Below are 13,454 nucleotides of genomic sequence, written 5' to 3' on the forward strand. Positions count from 1 at the left end.
GGTGTATCCGTCACATCTGCTGCGCGCCGAATATCGAATCGCGAGCAAGCTCCCTCCCACAGATTCCGTTTGCCCCACGATGAGGGATCTCCTACAAAAAAACAGACACCGCAGGCTACTCGTCGCGTCCTTCCATCATCGTGCGTTTAAGTATCACGTACACCGCGCCCGTGCCGCCGTGTTTGGGCAGGCAAGAGGTGAAACCCAGTACCTGCGGATGCTGACGAAGCCACGTGTTGACGTGGCTTTTGATCATCGGTCGTTTGCCATCCAGGCGCACGGCTTTGCCATGGGTGATGCGCACGCAGCGGATTTCAAGTTTGGTGGCTTCGGCCAGGAATTCCCACATGGTTTCCCGTGCCAGTTCTACGCTCATGCCATGCAGATCCAGACTCCCTTCGAAGCTGATCTGCCCGAGCTTGAGCTTGCGCATCTGGCCTTCCTGAACGCCATCGCGTACCCAATTGAGCGGGTCTTCTGGCCCGACATCGATCACGAACTGATCGGACAAGCCGTCCACGGTCACAGAACCTGTGCGCACAGTCGCAGCCTGACGAAGCTTGGCCAGGTTTTTACGGTCAGGTTTGGGTTTGCCTGTGTCGGCGTATTCGACCTTGATTGGCTTTACGCCACGGGTCTCGCTGCGAAACAGGGAGAAATCGTCGTCTTGCATGATGGCCTCCGCGAAGGCCGCCAGTTTAACCAAGTCACGCCACCTTCGGCGCGACTAAAACCGCTCAACGAGAGAAAGAGAGGGGAGGAAGTGTTTAATCGTGCTTTTTCATCAGGTGCGGGGACATGTTCAAGCCGCCAGAACTGCGACGGCGACGACGGCTGCGACGCCACATCCAGACACCGACATACAGAAACAGCAAACCCAACACAATGCTGACAGCCGCGCCTGCCGGACTGGTGTTCAATTCACCCAGTGCAGGGGGATGGCCGATCAAACTGGCAATGCCGGCCATCGCCAACAATACGCCGAACGTAGCCAGGACGGCTGCGAGCGCTGCGCCTATGCGCATGCGCCAATTGCTCTGGCCTTTTGGGCGCAGGCGACGGGCATCAAAACCATCGGATATTTTCATTCCGATTTCCTCTATGGGTATCGGCGCTCTGACCAGCGTATGCAGGGGTGGTTCCCATTTGGTCAGGTTTCTACAGCAAACACGAGTGCTAAACGGATAGGCGGTAATGTGACGTGAGTCACACCTCGCAACCACCCTCCATCCCATCCAGCGCTGCACTTGGCGGTCCAGGGTGCCGTCTTCAGCGAAGGCGGCGAGCCTGACGAAAGAGCAACGTGTCAGCTATAGGGTCTAGATCAGCTCTTTAGTGGTGGCAAGTGTGGCGAAGTTGTCAGCCATGATTGCCATCTCGGTCTGTTGAACAACTTCAGCCTTGATCACACCGCTTGGGGTTGGCAGGTCCCGAGTGGCGCAAGCATCTTCGACCAGTGTGCAGCGGTAACCGTAATCCTTGGCAGCGCGCACGGTGGTGCTGATGCTGGAATGGCTCATGAAACCGCAGACCACCAGATCCAGATGCCCAAAGCTTTGCAGCAGGTCATGCAGGCCGGTTCCATTAAAGGCATTTGGCAGGCGTTTTTCGACCACGGTTTCATCGCCTTGGGGCAGCAATTCCGGGACAAACTCGCCGCGCGGACCTTGCGGGTCGAACATGCCGCCCACCGTGCCGAGGTGGCGCACATGGATGATCTTGCATTTGGCAGCCCGGGCAGCCGCTACCAGCTGGACAATGTTGGCGATGGCTTCGTGGACGCCTGTCAGCGCCAAGGGGCCGCTTAGGTACTCTTTCTGGGCATCGATAATGATTAACGTGGCATTACTCAAAGTAGCCGCCGCGTAACCACGGCCACTGAGTTGAAACATGGTCTTCTGACCGGAGTTTGAAACAGACATCTGGGGCTCCTTCGAGTGGGGCTTTTGCCACATTGTCCACTGGCTGAGCGATTCTGTGAATCGCAATGCTCACAGGCCTCACGTTACGCCGGACTTTTTCCGTGCTCAAAGCCGTCGAGCAGGTCGCGATTGCTGTCATATTGCCTGCAAATTCAGGGAAAGATTGGGAAAGTTTTCTACGGCTTCTGGCCATCACACGGGGGCATCGTTTGTTGCGTGGATGGCTGCTAGAATCGCCCGTCGTTTTTTTCAAGGAGTCTGCCGTGATCACTTCCCGCCTGCGCACCCTGCGCGATCATATCCGTTGGGCCGTCAGCCGTTTCCACGGGGAAGATCTGTTTCACGGCCATGGCACCGACAACGCGTGGGACGAAGCCCGCCAATTGGTACTGGGTGCGCTGCACCTGCCGTGGGAAATTGCCGACAGCTATCTGGATTGCAACCTCGAAGAAGACGAACTGGTTCAGGTGCAACGCCTGATCAAGCGACGCATCGACGAGCGCGTGCCTACCGCCTATCTGCTGGGCGAAGCCTGGTTTTGCGGGATGTCGTTTATCGTCGATGAGCGTGTGTTGATTCCGCGCTCACCCATTGGCGAGCTGATCGAAAACCGTTTCGAACCCTGGTTGGCAGCTGATCCAGCGCGGATTCTCGATCTGTGTACCGGTTCAGGTTGCATCGGTATCGCCTGCGCCGACGTGTTTCCCGATGCCGAAGTGGTGCTGGCGGACTTGTCGTTCGAAGCGCTGGAAGTTGCCAATCAGAACATCGAACGGCACGGCGCGGATGCCCACGTTTATACCGTTCAGGGCGATGGGTTCGATGGGTTGCCAGGCCAGCGATTTGACTTGATCGTGTCCAATCCGCCTTATGTCGATGCCGAAGATTTTGCGGACATGCCAGACGAGTATCAGCATGAACCCGAATTGGCGTTGGCCTGCGGCGATGACGGGTTGAATCTGGTTCGTCGGATGCTCAGCCAGGCGGCGGATCACTTGACCGAGAAGGGCCTGCTGATTGTTGAAGTGGGCAACAGCCAGATTCACGTGGAAGCGTTATACCCGGAAGTCGAGTTCGCCTGGCTTGAGTTTCAGCGCGGCGGGCATGGTGTGTTCATGCTGACTGCCGAGCAGTGCCGTGAGCATCAGGCGCTGTTCGCTTCGCGAGTTTGATCGCGACCTCTGTAGGAGCCAACTTGTTGGCGAGGCAGTCGCTGCGGTGTGTCAGTTCAGCCGCTTCGCGAACAGATTCGCTCCTGCAGGGTTTGTGTAGGTCACTACCGATGCGTCGCAATCCAGATCAATAACCCCGCCTGAAACACGGCAAACGTCACCAGACACGCGATGGTGAAACGCAACCCGCTGTCTTCACGACGGTATTTGTTGACCTTTTCCTCATGCTTTTTGATGGTTACTTCGTGCTCGACCAGCTTCTGTTCGGCCTGTTGCAGCATCTGCGCGGCGTCGAGCATGCTGACGATCTGGACCTTTTCGGTGTTCCAGCTGTTATTCAGATTGCCGACCTTGACGTCCTTCACACTGCCCTTGAGGTGCTGAGCGTCGGCATAGACAACTTCAAAGCCCTGAGTTTTCAGGAAGTGGTCGCGGCGCATCCGCGTGTCTTCCTGTAGCGCGTCTTTGTTGGCGAGGGCGATGCCTTCGACTTTGTATTCAGACCAACGTTTTTGCGCCCACAAAATGCCTTGGGCCAGCATGAAACGCCCAAGTCCGCGGTTGTAGGGATCTATCTGCAGCCCTGATTCGGGGCCCACGCGTACGACCCGGTTGGCATGATCAACCCAGAAGTCCAGCTGGTTCTGTTCTTTGCGGGTTTTTTGCGCAGGCAGTTGATAGCTCATGCGCAGCAGGCTGAACTCCTTGCTGTTGCGCTCGGCACGGCCCATTTGCGCGAAACGCAAAGGTCGGGCACCCGTCGCTCGGTCAGTGGGCAGCGGCGCCATGCGCAGCATCAGAAACTGTTCGGCGTGAACGTCTTCCCACAGCACCGGAGCGGCTACTTCGCCCTCGGTGCTTGCAGGTGTTTCGACGGGCCCGGCCAGGGAAGGGGTGTCTGTCATCACGGCGATCCTGTTCTCGACATTGCGCGGCAACACAATGCCAGCAACTCGCTATCGGCCGTTTTGCTTCAATCTAAAGGGCAACTACGCTTGCCTCACGCGGCGGGCAGTCCATTGATGAATTTCAGAATGCGATCAGACACCTCGCTGGCGAGCGGCAGTTGTGGGTCCTTGTAGGACGCCAGTTGACGCTTCACATCGTTGGGTACGATGCGCAGGACGTGGTTCATGCCGTCGATGATCGCAATGTCGGAGTCAGGTTTGGCCTGGTGCAACAGTTCGGCATCGCCGACCCCCACCTGCATGTCGTTGCGGCCCTGGACGATCAGGGTCGGCACGTTCAGTTTGCCGAAGGCCGCAGCCGGCTTTTGCCGGAACAGCGAGATCAGGTACGGCTGAACACTGGGACGAAACACTACGTCCAGCGGCGGCGGAACGTTATCGTCGGTCTTGCCGGCCTTCATTTCTTCGATCAGCTGCTCGCTGCGCGTCAGCAGTGGTGGCGGCAGTTGATACTGCAACTGCTCGCGAATGACCTGATCCACCGGACGGCCCGTCCCTGCCACCGATATCACCGCCGATGCACCGGCTTGTTCAGCCGCGAGAGCGGCGACCAGCGCGCCTTCACTGTGTCCCAGCAAAATCAGCTTGCCCAGGCGCGGGTCTGTTTTGAGCTTCTGACCCCAGGCCTGGGCGTCTGCTACGTACTTTTCGATGCTCAGATCGCGTTCGTCAGGCGTCGCAGGCTTGCTGGCCGCCACGCCACGCTTGTCATAACGCACGCTGGCAATGTTGTGCTTGGCCAGGATCACCGCGAGGCGCTTGAGGCTGTCATTGCGCCCGCCGTCGAAGTTATTGCCATCGCGATCAGTGGGGCCGGAGCCAGCGATGATCAGCACCACAGGCACAGGAGTCGCGGATTTTGGCAGCAATAACGTGCCAAACAGCTCGCCGGTGGCCGTTTGCAGGCTGATCGGGCGCTGCAGAACGACCGGGGTGCCAGCATAGGCGACACTGGTGAACAGAGTCAGGGTCAAGGTGATTGCTCGCAGGGGTAAAAGAGCGCACAGGCGGGACATACTACGTAACATCGGAAAGCCACCATTGTATTCAGTGCCGATTGGACGCAGCCAATCCAATAAGGTTCGAGGATGAACTACACGAGCAGCCTGCGTATACTGGCGCGCTTGAGTTTTTGATCGATTTTTCGGAGCGTCCCGCATGTCCGGCAATACCTACGGCAAGCTGTTCACTGTCACCACCGCGGGCGAAAGCCACGGCGCGGCGCTGGTTGCAATCGTCGATGGCTGCCCGCCGGGCCTGGCACTTTCGCTGGAAGACCTGCAGGGCGATCTGGATCGCCGCAAACCCGGCACCAGCCGTCATACCACCCAGCGCCAGGAAGCCGACGAAGTCGAGATTCTTTCCGGCGTGTTCGAAGGCAAGACCACAGGCAGCTCCATTGGTCTGCTGATTCGCAATACCGACCAGAAGTCCAAGGATTACTCCGCCATCCAGGACCTGTTCCGCCCGGCCCACGCCGATTACACCTACCACCACAAATATGGCGTACGCGATTATCGCGGCGGCGGCCGAAGTTCTGCCCGGGAAACCGCCATGCGTGTGGCGGCCGGAGCCATTGCCAAAAAGTACCTCGCCAGCCTGGGCATTACCGTGCGGGGCTACATGAGCCAGTTGGGCCCCATCGAAATCCCGTTCAAGACTTGGGATTCGGTTGAGCAAAACGCTTTTTTCAGCCCCGACCCCGACAAAGTGCCGGAGCTTGAGGCCTATATGGATCAGCTGCGCCGGGATCAGGATTCGGTCGGCGCCAAGATCACTGTGGTGGCCGAAGGCGTGATGCCGGGCTTGGGCGAGCCAATTTTCGACCGTCTCGACGCTGAACTGGCGCACGCGATGATGAGCATCAACGCAGTCAAGGGCGTGGAAATCGGTGCCGGTTTTGCCAGCGTTGCTCAGCGCGGGACCGAGCATCGCGACGAACTGACGCCAGAAGGTTTTGTCTCGAACAACGCCGGTGGAATTCTCGGCGGCATCTCTTCGGGCCAGCCGATTGTCGTGCATCTGGCGCTCAAGCCGACGTCCAGCATCACCACGCCGGGCCGTTCCATCGATGTCCACGGCAACCCGGTCGATGTCATCACCAAAGGCCGCCATGACCCCTGCGTGGGTATTCGCGCCACACCCATTGCCGAGGCAATGATGGCGATCGTGCTGCTGGATCATCTGCTGCGTCATCGCGGGCAAAACGCCGATGTGCAAGTGACCACGCCGGTTCTGGGCCAGCTGTAATGCTCCATTCGGATCACGCTGCCGGGGCATCCTGACCTTGGCAGCGGTTCCATACTGGCGATTGTCCAGCTTCTATCTCTTCTATTTCGCCCTGCTTGGGTCGACTGCGCCATTCCTGGCGTTGTATTTCGATCACCTGGGATTTTCCAGTGCGCGCATCGGCGAGCTGGTGGCGATACCGATGCTGATGCGTTGTATCGCGCCCAATATCTGGGGCTGGCTGGGCGATTACACCGGGCGCCGGTTGGCGATCGTGCGCTTCGGCGCGGTCTGCACGCTGCTGACGTTCTCCCTCATTCTGTTTGACAAGAGCTACGCCTGGCTGGCGATGGTCATGGCGTTGCACGCGTTCTTCTGGCATGCAGTGCTGCCGCAATTCGAAGTGATCACCCTGGCGCATTTGCAGGGCCAGACCTCTCGATACAGTCAGATTCGGTTGTGGGGGTCGATCGGCTTCATCCTGACCGTTGTTGCGCTAGGCCGACTGTTCGAGTGGTTCAGCCTGGATGCCTACCCGCAGGCGCTGATGTTCATCATGCTGGGAATTGTCGCCAGTAGCTGGTGGGTGCCTAACGCTCAACCCGCCGCGTCGAGCTTGCGTTCCCAGGCTGGCGGATTTCTCAAGCAACTGACGCGCCCTGGGGTGCTGGCGTTTTATGTCAGTGTCGGATTGATGCAGCTGAGCCACGGCCCGTATTACACCTTCCTTACGCTGCACCTTGAGCGGCTGGGCTACAGTCGCGGATTGATCGGCATGTTGTGGGCGGTGGGTGTCGTTGCCGAAGTGTTGATGTTCATGGCCATGAGCCGTTTATTGCAGCGCTTTTCGGTTAAACAGGTGCTGATGACCAGCTTCATATTGGCCGCCGTGCGCTGGTTGCTCATGGGTAACTTTGCCGAGCATCTGTCGCTGTTGATCGTCGCGCAACTGTTGCACGCAGCCACATTCGGCAGCTTTCATGCCGCCGCCATTCATTTCGTGCAACGCAGTTTCGGCCCGCAGCAGCAAGGGCAGGGGCAAGCGCTCTATGCTGCATTGGCCGGGACCGGCGGCGCATTGGGCGCGCTGTATTCGGGATACAGCTGGAACGCCTTGGGCGCCGGCTGGACTTTCAGCATCGCCAGTATTGCGGCACTGGCCGCTGCCTTTGTGTGTGCGACGCGTATGAAAGATGAGCACGTCTGAACGAAGCCACATGACCCAAGCCGCCGACCGTCCGCGGGCCCGGTGGCCGTTGAACGAATCGAGGATTACTTCATGAGCATATTGTTCGTTTACTCCGTGTCATCCCCTGAGCAACCCAACAAGGTATTGACCCACTTTGAGGACATTGCCTCGACCCTTGCCGAACAGGGCGTCATATTTGAACGATTGCAGGCCGCCATGTCTATCAAACCGGGCGCCAGCCAGGACGAGGTGCTCAGCGCCTATCGCGAACAGATTGACCGGTTAATGACAGAGCGCGGCCACGTCACTTTTGATGTGCTCAGTGTCAATCGCGATGACCCACAAAAAGCCGAGTCCCGTGCCAGATTCCTCAACGAGCATCAGCATGCTGCCGATGAGGTGCGATTCTTCGTCGCTGGCCGTGGGCTGTTCGCCCTGCACATTGGGGATTTCGTCTACGCGGTGCAGTGCGAAAAGAACGATCTGATCTTCGTGCCCGCCGGGACGGGGCGTTGGTTCGATATGGGAGAGCATCCCCATTTGATCGCTATCCGCCTGTTCAACAGGCCTGACGGCGGGACCGCGCATTTTACCGGTGATGACATTGCAGGCCGGTTCCCTGAACTGGAGGACTGAAACGGGCTTGGTCATTTCATGCGTTACGCATATGGAACGTGCGTACCGGTATCGAACGGTCAGCCCCGGCGGGTTGGCCGTTTTTGTAAGAAATTCAGTAAAGATGTAAGCAAATTTTTGTAGTCCTGTGGGAAGCGGCTTGTTTCCCGGTCAGTGATGCCTGTTTGTTTTCCCCTTTATGTTTAACCCCTATCGACTGTGTAACCCTGCGTGCGTCGGATCCCGGCTGCTGCGGCGCCATCGTGTTTCGGTGTTTTTTCGCTGGCACACGAATGCCTCGGCAGCGATATCGAACGGGCTGTATTCCTGAAAATAACAAGCGCCAACAGGGACGACACATCCAGGGGTTTAAGGAGGGGAAATGAAAAATATCAAGGCGGGTACGTTGAACCCGTTGATACATCAGATGGTAACCAGCATCTCGGGCAGGGACGGGGACGCAGCTATTGCCAACGCGCTGGAGTGGCTCAGAGTCGAATGCAGCTGCAAGCGGTCAATGCTTTACCAGTATCGAAACGGGGTACTGCTCAGTTGCATCACTTCCAATGTCGACGGGTGTTGGAAGGATCTCTATTGTCAGGGCCGATTAATGCTCGAAGACCCGGTCATGCGTTACTTCCGGCAATCGAAAGGTTTTGTGGATTGGCTTGATGCGTTCGACCTTTATCCACCTTCGTCTGCCTACATGACTGCTGTGGAGAACTGCGATCTGTTACCTGGGTATTCCTACGCCTACTCCAGCGATAGCCGAACAGAAAGCGGCATGGTGACGGTCTGCTCACTCAATGCAATGGAACGGCCGCTGAGCCACAGCGATAGGTATCTGTTGACCAGTCTGGTGCCCATGCTGCATGTCGCCGGCAACGGCAGGCATATGCACAACAGGCCGTTGACGACGAAGGAGGTGGAGATTCTGCAGTGGGCCAGACATGGCAAGACGGCGTGGGAAATTGGTCTGATCAAAGAAGTGTCGGAATCGACCATCAAGCATCACTTCAAAAGCATTTACGCCAAGCTCGGCGTATTGAATCGTGCGCAGGCAGTAGGGGAGGCCCTCTGTCGCGGCCTTATTCAATAGCGCATTTAACCGTTAATGAATGGCAAAAAAAACCGCGAATGCCCTGAGGCGTTCGCGGTACCAGATCGGGTGAATAAAGGGAGGCAAAGCACAGCTGTGTTGCAGAACGGTGAAGCAATCAGCGATTAACGGGTGTGATAGGTCGGCAGATCGAATCGGTGCTGACTTTGCAGCATCGAGATGGCCGGGAGTTCACTGGCTTGAGCCGCGAGGTCACGACGAATTGCACTGATCACCCATTCCAGCTGCACTGGAGTGTTCAGCTGAGCGTAAGAGACCGAACGGCGGGTTTGCTTACCTTCACTGTTGCGCAGGGAAAGCAGAACACCACCGTCTGGACGAGGTTGGGTGGTGACTTCGAATTCGGAAAATACGGACGAGAATTTTTCTTGGATAAAAGTCATGTCTAGCGGCTCCATTGCTCAGGGATTCAAGCGTTGGAAGTACTATTGCAGTGACTGTGCCAGCATTTACGAATGATTAAATTCGTTTGAAAACAAGCAGTTAAGAAAATCTCTATTTTTCATCTTCGTGCATATTGCATGAATGGCCATCAGCGGCACTGCAAATTGCGGGAAGTAGGAGGCGGGAACAGGAGGATTAACGCGGGCAAGAACAGAGGCTGACGGAGCTTCTGACCGCAATTTGTTAGTTTTATTTCATTTGTCAGTGCGAATTGTTTTCAATTGTTACCGCGTTCCGATAGACGGCTTTTTCTATCGCGCCGATTAGCGTGCATATCTGGCTGTAATCGGGCGCAACTGCCATTGTCTACGCCTGCATCGGAAACTAGACCGCGAATACATAGGTCTGAGATCCCGAACTGATTATTGACGCGCATCAAGGCGCTTAAGGAGCATCAAATGTCCGACGACTCTAAATCCGCCGGTTCTGCCACGCGCATGACCGATGACGAAGCGCTGGAGTTTGCCGAACAAGTATTTGACCGTGCGCGTGCAGGCGACGCCACGATGCTGGATCGATTGCTGGAAAACGGCCTGACGCCCAATCTGCGCAATCACAAGGGCGACACCTTGTTGATGCTGGCCAGTTATCACGGTCATCAGGACGCGGTGAAAGTGCTGCTCAAGCACAAGGCTGATCCGGAAATCCGTAACGACAACGGCCAGAGCCCCATCGCAGGCGCGGCCTTCAAGGGCGATCTTGAGGTGGTGCGTTTATTGGTCGAAGCAGGCGCTGAAGTGGAAGGCGCAGCGGCGGATGGGCGTACAGCGTTGATGATGGCGGCGATGTTCAACCGCACTGCCATTGTGGATTACCTGATCTCCAAGGGCGCTAATCCCCATATAAAGGATGCCAAGGGTGTTACCCCATTGATGGCCGCGCAAACCATGGGCGCTACCGAAACGGCAGAGCAGTTGACCAGGCTCGGCGTGTGATGCCGTAGAGGCGCGAAGGATTTGCAGCTATCCTTCGCGCCTGTTTTTTTGCCCCGGATCTTTATTGCCATGAAAGCCCAGCTCATCGAATTCATCAGCAAAATCAGTTCCGGCTGTATGAGCGACGAGGAAATCGACAGCATCGCTGCCGAAGCCGCCCAGGCTTACGCCGACCCTCAAGCGTTTCTGACAGCCAATCCCGATATCAACTACGACGACACGTTCCCTATTCCGTTGGGCGAGTGGGTAGTTATCGGCAGCCTTCCGGAAACGGTGCTGTTCCAGGCTGATACCTACGGGGATTTGCTGGAGCAGATCATCGCGTCGTTTGGTCCTGGCGTGACGTTCAATATCAAGCCGAAGCAGTTGGCCAAGACCGAGCCCTTGACGGCGCTCAACCGCATTCAGATTCAGCTGGGCAGCATGAACAAGGACGTCGGCGGTTATGTGTTGATGAACATCAGCCAGCCGCTGGACGATGAATTGCAGACCGTACTGGTGTACGGCAGCGATCAGGCGCGAGTGATCGAACTGGGCGCGGCAGTGGGCATATCGGTCGAGCCAGCGCTTGAAGCGTTGCGCGGTGAATCTCTGTAGCAGCGAGCACGTTGATGAGGCGAATGGCTCGGTGAGTGCCGTGCATGGCCTCGCGAACAAGTTCGCTCCTACAGACGAGCAAAATATGCCTCCCGACCCACGGAACCCTTGTGACGCGCCGCTTTCCTAAGCAGGGCAAGCCTCATTAAGGAGCAACACCATGGGTTCTACCTTCAATGGTCTGGTCGGACTGATCATTCTGGCTCTGGATATCTGGGCCATCATCAACGTATTGAAAAGCGGCGCGGAAACCGGGATGAAAATCCTCTGGGTTTTGTTGATCGTGCTGCTGCCGGTCCTGGGGCTGATCATCTGGGCCATCGCAGGTCCACGAGGCAACGTCCGCATCTAGCGGTGCTTTTGCCCGGTTACATCAAACGCCTGATTGCCTCGTGCAGTCAGGCGTTTTTTTATGCGCGAAGCATGGATGAGTATTTCAAAGCCGCGATTGGCATCTGAATTAAAAATGTTACGTATAAAAGACTTATTCATAATAATGTTATGTAAAGAACACATCTCCTTGTGCGCGCTCGATGTTACGTTTACATTCCACTCACTCTTTGAAGTAACGTGGACATAACATATGGATGCATCACTACTCGTTGAGCGCTTGGGGCGACAAATTGCCTCCATGCGTAAGGCCAGAGGTCAGACGCTTATCCAGTTGTCTGCCGAGGCTGGCGTGACTCGGCAAAAGCTCTCCGAAATTGAAAAGGGCAGCCTCACCGTTTCTATTCATCTATACGCCAAAGTGCTCGCGGCGCTGAACACCGAGATAAGCATCGTCCCCGCACGACGTCCCGTTTTCGAAGAGCTGCATGAGGTGTTCCGATGAAACCCCTTGATCGCGTGCGCATCGTTACGCCTCAGGGAGAAAGTGGCGAACTGTCCTCAACGCAAGGAGGCGATTACTTATTCCGCTATGGTCTGGATTGCGATACGCAGTCTCAGATCAGTCTCACCATGCCGCTTCGTGACACCGCTTTTACCGCTCGCAACCTGCATCCTGTGTTTCAAATGAACCTGCCCGAAGGCTACGTGCTGGAGCGGCTTCGCAATCGCCTGGCTAAAACTACCCCTATCAACCCGATGCTGTTGATCGCATTGACAGGTAGTGGCTCGCCGATTGGCCGTATCTCCGTCAAGTCAGCTGCCATTGACCAAATGCTCATCCATGAGCGCGCTCCTGAAGGAAAGAGTCTCTCGGACATTCTCTCCTGGACGGGCGCCGGGGATTTGTTCAGCGAACTGGTGGACAGCTACCTGCTGCGCACCGGGATTTCCGGAGTGCAGCCAAAGGTCATCGTGCCTGAAACGACAGAATGGACCGCCGCCCCACGTGCAACCCTGTTAATGCCTGAGCTGATCGTGAAATCCGGCCGAGAAGAATTTCCCGGATTGGCCATCAACGAATTTCTATGCATGGATGCGGCCCGGCGAGCGGGCATGCCAGTGCCCGAATTTTATCTGTCGGATAATCGCCAATTGTTCGTCATGCGCCGCTTCGACAGGGAAGCGGACCAGCGCCCCATTGGCTTCGAAGACATGGCTGTACTGATGGGCCTGGGTACTGAACAAAAATACGATTCGAGCTACGAGAATATCGCCAAGGCCGTCCGCTTATTTTGTGCGCCCAACCAGGTTCGGGGGTCGCTTGAACAGCTTTTTGACATCGTTGCGCTCAGCTGCATCGTGGGCAATGGCGATGCACACCTGAAGAATTTCGGGATTTTGTATGGCGACCCGCTGGGCGGTGACGCACGCCTCGCACCAGCGTACGACATCGTCAATACCACGGCGTACCTGCCTGATGACTCCCTCGCTCTACGGCTGGCTGGCTCCAAAAGCCTGTTCAGTTCCAGGCTAGGGATCTTGGAGCTAGCGTCGCGCTGCGACATTCCAGCTCCCCGGGCACGGCTGCAGCAACTGACCCGCGCTACCCGGGACTCGTTGAGCGCCAATCACGCATTAGCGCAACACGCACCGAAAGTGCTGACGGCCATCCAGCACTCCCTGAGTCTGTATGAGAAGTCGTTCCCCTGACTGCCCTGGCGCCCCTTTACCTCTTTGTAAGCAATTGTTTGAACACCCTGCCAATCAACGGAATTTTCACCCGGTTTGCTGAAAAATCCGCCCCGCCAAACGAGGCTGATCTGCGCGGGGAGGGGCTCTACATCGTCGTCCGCCTATGAAGAATCAGTCCCATCAGTGGTAAACCCTGAGCGATCACGTAATATTTGCCACCCGCGATCCCGGCTGGCGT

At 56.8% G+C, this 13,454-nt stretch carries 16 protein-coding genes; 10 read left to right on the plus strand and 6 right to left on the minus strand.

What is annotated here, in order from left to right:
* Positions 1-115 precede the first annotated feature (115 nt).
* From ACWKV9_RS08000 to ACWKV9_RS08010, 3 genes are all read right to left on the minus strand, one after another.
* Complete coding sequence (locus ACWKV9_RS08000; protein WP_483835551.1) at positions 116-673, minus strand: Smr/MutS family protein; 558 nt, start codon at positions 671-673, stop codon at positions 116-118.
* A gap of 94 nt (positions 674-767) precedes the next feature.
* Positions 768-1,088, minus strand: a complete 321-nt coding sequence (locus tag ACWKV9_RS08005) for a hypothetical protein (protein ID WP_483835552.1) — start codon at positions 1,086-1,088, stop codon at positions 768-770.
* A 231-nt stretch (positions 1,089-1,319) separates the two neighbouring features.
* Positions 1,320-1,922: a cysteine hydrolase family protein gene (locus ACWKV9_RS08010; RefSeq protein WP_483835553.1), complete on the minus strand. Its 603-nt coding sequence runs from the start codon at positions 1,920-1,922 to the stop codon at positions 1,320-1,322.
* A 263-nt stretch (positions 1,923-2,185) separates the two neighbouring features.
* On the opposite strand from ACWKV9_RS08010, the gene prmB reads away from it, so the two are divergent.
* Positions 2,186-3,094 (plus strand): 50S ribosomal protein L3 N(5)-glutamine methyltransferase, encoded by a 909-nt coding sequence (gene prmB / locus ACWKV9_RS08015; protein WP_483835554.1) that lies wholly within the window; start codon positions 2,186-2,188, stop codon positions 3,092-3,094.
* A 104-nt stretch (positions 3,095-3,198) separates the two neighbouring features.
* Here the strand turns inward: prmB and ACWKV9_RS08020 are convergent, their stop codons facing one another.
* Entirely contained in the window at positions 3,199-3,999 is an 801-nt protein-coding gene (locus ACWKV9_RS08020; protein ID WP_483835555.1) for a hypothetical protein, read from the minus strand.
* Between the two features lie 95 nt (positions 4,000-4,094).
* Positions 4,095-5,090, minus strand: a complete 996-nt coding sequence (locus ACWKV9_RS08025; RefSeq protein WP_483835556.1) for an alpha/beta hydrolase — start codon at positions 5,088-5,090, stop codon at positions 4,095-4,097.
* Positions 5,091-5,220: 130 nt separating this feature from the next.
* Between ACWKV9_RS08025 and aroC the strand changes: the two genes are divergently transcribed.
* The 4 genes from aroC to ACWKV9_RS08045 all read left to right on the plus strand — a co-directional run bounded on the left by aroC (position 5,221) and on the right by ACWKV9_RS08045 (position 9,194).
* Entirely contained in the window at positions 5,221-6,312 is a 1,092-nt protein-coding gene (gene aroC, locus ACWKV9_RS08030) for a chorismate synthase (protein ID WP_483835557.1), read from the plus strand.
* Positions 6,313-6,349: 37 nt separating this feature from the next.
* Positions 6,350-7,498 carry an MFS transporter gene (locus tag ACWKV9_RS08035; protein WP_483835558.1) on the plus strand — a complete coding sequence of 383 codons (1,149 nt, stop codon included), beginning with the start codon at positions 6,350-6,352 and terminating at the stop codon, positions 7,496-7,498.
* A gap of 72 nt (positions 7,499-7,570) precedes the next feature.
* The gene (locus ACWKV9_RS08040; RefSeq protein ID WP_483835559.1) at positions 7,571-8,116 is read left to right on the plus strand and encodes a 1,2-dihydroxy-3-keto-5-methylthiopentene dioxygenase; all 546 of its coding nucleotides are present in this window, start codon (positions 7,571-7,573) and stop codon (positions 8,114-8,116) included.
* A 361-nt stretch (positions 8,117-8,477) separates the two neighbouring features.
* Positions 8,478-9,194 carry a LuxR C-terminal-related transcriptional regulator gene (locus ACWKV9_RS08045; RefSeq protein WP_483835560.1) on the plus strand — a complete coding sequence of 239 codons (717 nt, stop codon included), beginning with the start codon at positions 8,478-8,480 and terminating at the stop codon, positions 9,192-9,194.
* A gap of 125 nt (positions 9,195-9,319) precedes the next feature.
* Here the strand turns inward: ACWKV9_RS08045 and ACWKV9_RS08050 are convergent, their stop codons facing one another.
* Entirely contained in the window at positions 9,320-9,598 is a 279-nt protein-coding gene (locus ACWKV9_RS08050) for a DUF3509 domain-containing protein (protein ID WP_483835561.1), read from the minus strand.
* Positions 9,599-10,057: 459 nt separating this feature from the next.
* Between ACWKV9_RS08050 and ACWKV9_RS08055 the strand changes: the two genes are divergently transcribed.
* From ACWKV9_RS08055 to ACWKV9_RS08075, 5 genes are all read left to right on the plus strand, one after another.
* Positions 10,058-10,594, plus strand: coding sequence for an ankyrin repeat domain-containing protein (locus tag ACWKV9_RS08055; RefSeq protein WP_483835562.1), 537 nt, complete (start codon positions 10,058-10,060; stop codon positions 10,592-10,594).
* Positions 10,595-10,663: 69 nt separating this feature from the next.
* Positions 10,664-11,191, plus strand: coding sequence for a hypothetical protein (locus ACWKV9_RS08060; RefSeq protein WP_483835563.1), 528 nt, complete (start codon positions 10,664-10,666; stop codon positions 11,189-11,191).
* Between the two features lie 160 nt (positions 11,192-11,351).
* Positions 11,352-11,543 (plus strand): PLDc N-terminal domain-containing protein, encoded by a 192-nt coding sequence (locus ACWKV9_RS08065; RefSeq protein ID WP_024688144.1) that lies wholly within the window; start codon positions 11,352-11,354, stop codon positions 11,541-11,543.
* 231 nt (positions 11,544-11,774) lie between these two features.
* Positions 11,775-12,026 carry a helix-turn-helix domain-containing protein gene (locus ACWKV9_RS08070; protein WP_483835564.1) on the plus strand — a complete coding sequence of 84 codons (252 nt, stop codon included), beginning with the start codon at positions 11,775-11,777 and terminating at the stop codon, positions 12,024-12,026.
* The gene (locus ACWKV9_RS08075; RefSeq protein ID WP_483835565.1) at positions 12,023-13,234 is read left to right on the plus strand and encodes a type II toxin-antitoxin system HipA family toxin; all 1,212 of its coding nucleotides are present in this window, start codon (positions 12,023-12,025) and stop codon (positions 13,232-13,234) included. Before ACWKV9_RS08070 ends, ACWKV9_RS08075 begins: the two co-directional genes overlap by 4 nt.
* Positions 13,235-13,454: the final 220 nt, after the last annotated feature.

This window comes from Pseudomonas corni, assembly GCF_057128765.1.

Excerpts from the sequence above, each read along its gene's own strand:
- ACWKV9_RS08000 (WP_483835551.1), bottom strand. The coding sequence starts at position 673 with ATGCAAGACGACGATTTCTCCCTGTTTCGCAGCGAGACCCGTGGCGTA.
- ACWKV9_RS08005 (WP_483835552.1), bottom strand. The coding sequence starts at position 1,088 with ATGAAAATATCCGATGGTTTTGATGCCCGTCGCCTGCGCCCAAAAGGC.
- ACWKV9_RS08010 (WP_483835553.1), bottom strand. The coding sequence starts at position 1,922 with ATGTCTGTTTCAAACTCCGGTCAGAAGACCATGTTTCAACTCAGTGGC.
- ACWKV9_RS08020 (WP_483835555.1), bottom strand. The coding sequence starts at position 3,999 with ATGACAGACACCCCTTCCCTGGCCGGGCCCGTCGAAACACCTGCAAGC.
- ACWKV9_RS08025 (WP_483835556.1), bottom strand. The coding sequence starts at position 5,090 with ATGTTACGTAGTATGTCCCGCCTGTGCGCTCTTTTACCCCTGCGAGCA.
- aroC (WP_483835557.1), top strand. The coding sequence starts at position 5,221 with ATGTCCGGCAATACCTACGGCAAGCTGTTCACTGTCACCACCGCGGGC.
- ACWKV9_RS08040 (WP_483835559.1), top strand. The coding sequence starts at position 7,571 with ATGAGCATATTGTTCGTTTACTCCGTGTCATCCCCTGAGCAACCCAAC.
- ACWKV9_RS08045 (WP_483835560.1), top strand. The coding sequence starts at position 8,478 with ATGAAAAATATCAAGGCGGGTACGTTGAACCCGTTGATACATCAGATG.
- ACWKV9_RS08050 (WP_483835561.1), bottom strand. The coding sequence starts at position 9,598 with ATGACTTTTATCCAAGAAAAATTCTCGTCCGTATTTTCCGAATTCGAA.
- ACWKV9_RS08055 (WP_483835562.1), top strand. The coding sequence starts at position 10,058 with ATGTCCGACGACTCTAAATCCGCCGGTTCTGCCACGCGCATGACCGAT.
- ACWKV9_RS08060 (WP_483835563.1), top strand. The coding sequence starts at position 10,664 with ATGAAAGCCCAGCTCATCGAATTCATCAGCAAAATCAGTTCCGGCTGT.
- ACWKV9_RS08065 (WP_024688144.1), top strand. The coding sequence starts at position 11,352 with ATGGGTTCTACCTTCAATGGTCTGGTCGGACTGATCATTCTGGCTCTG.
- ACWKV9_RS08070 (WP_483835564.1), top strand. The coding sequence starts at position 11,775 with ATGGATGCATCACTACTCGTTGAGCGCTTGGGGCGACAAATTGCCTCC.
- ACWKV9_RS08075 (WP_483835565.1), top strand. The coding sequence starts at position 12,023 with ATGAAACCCCTTGATCGCGTGCGCATCGTTACGCCTCAGGGAGAAAGT.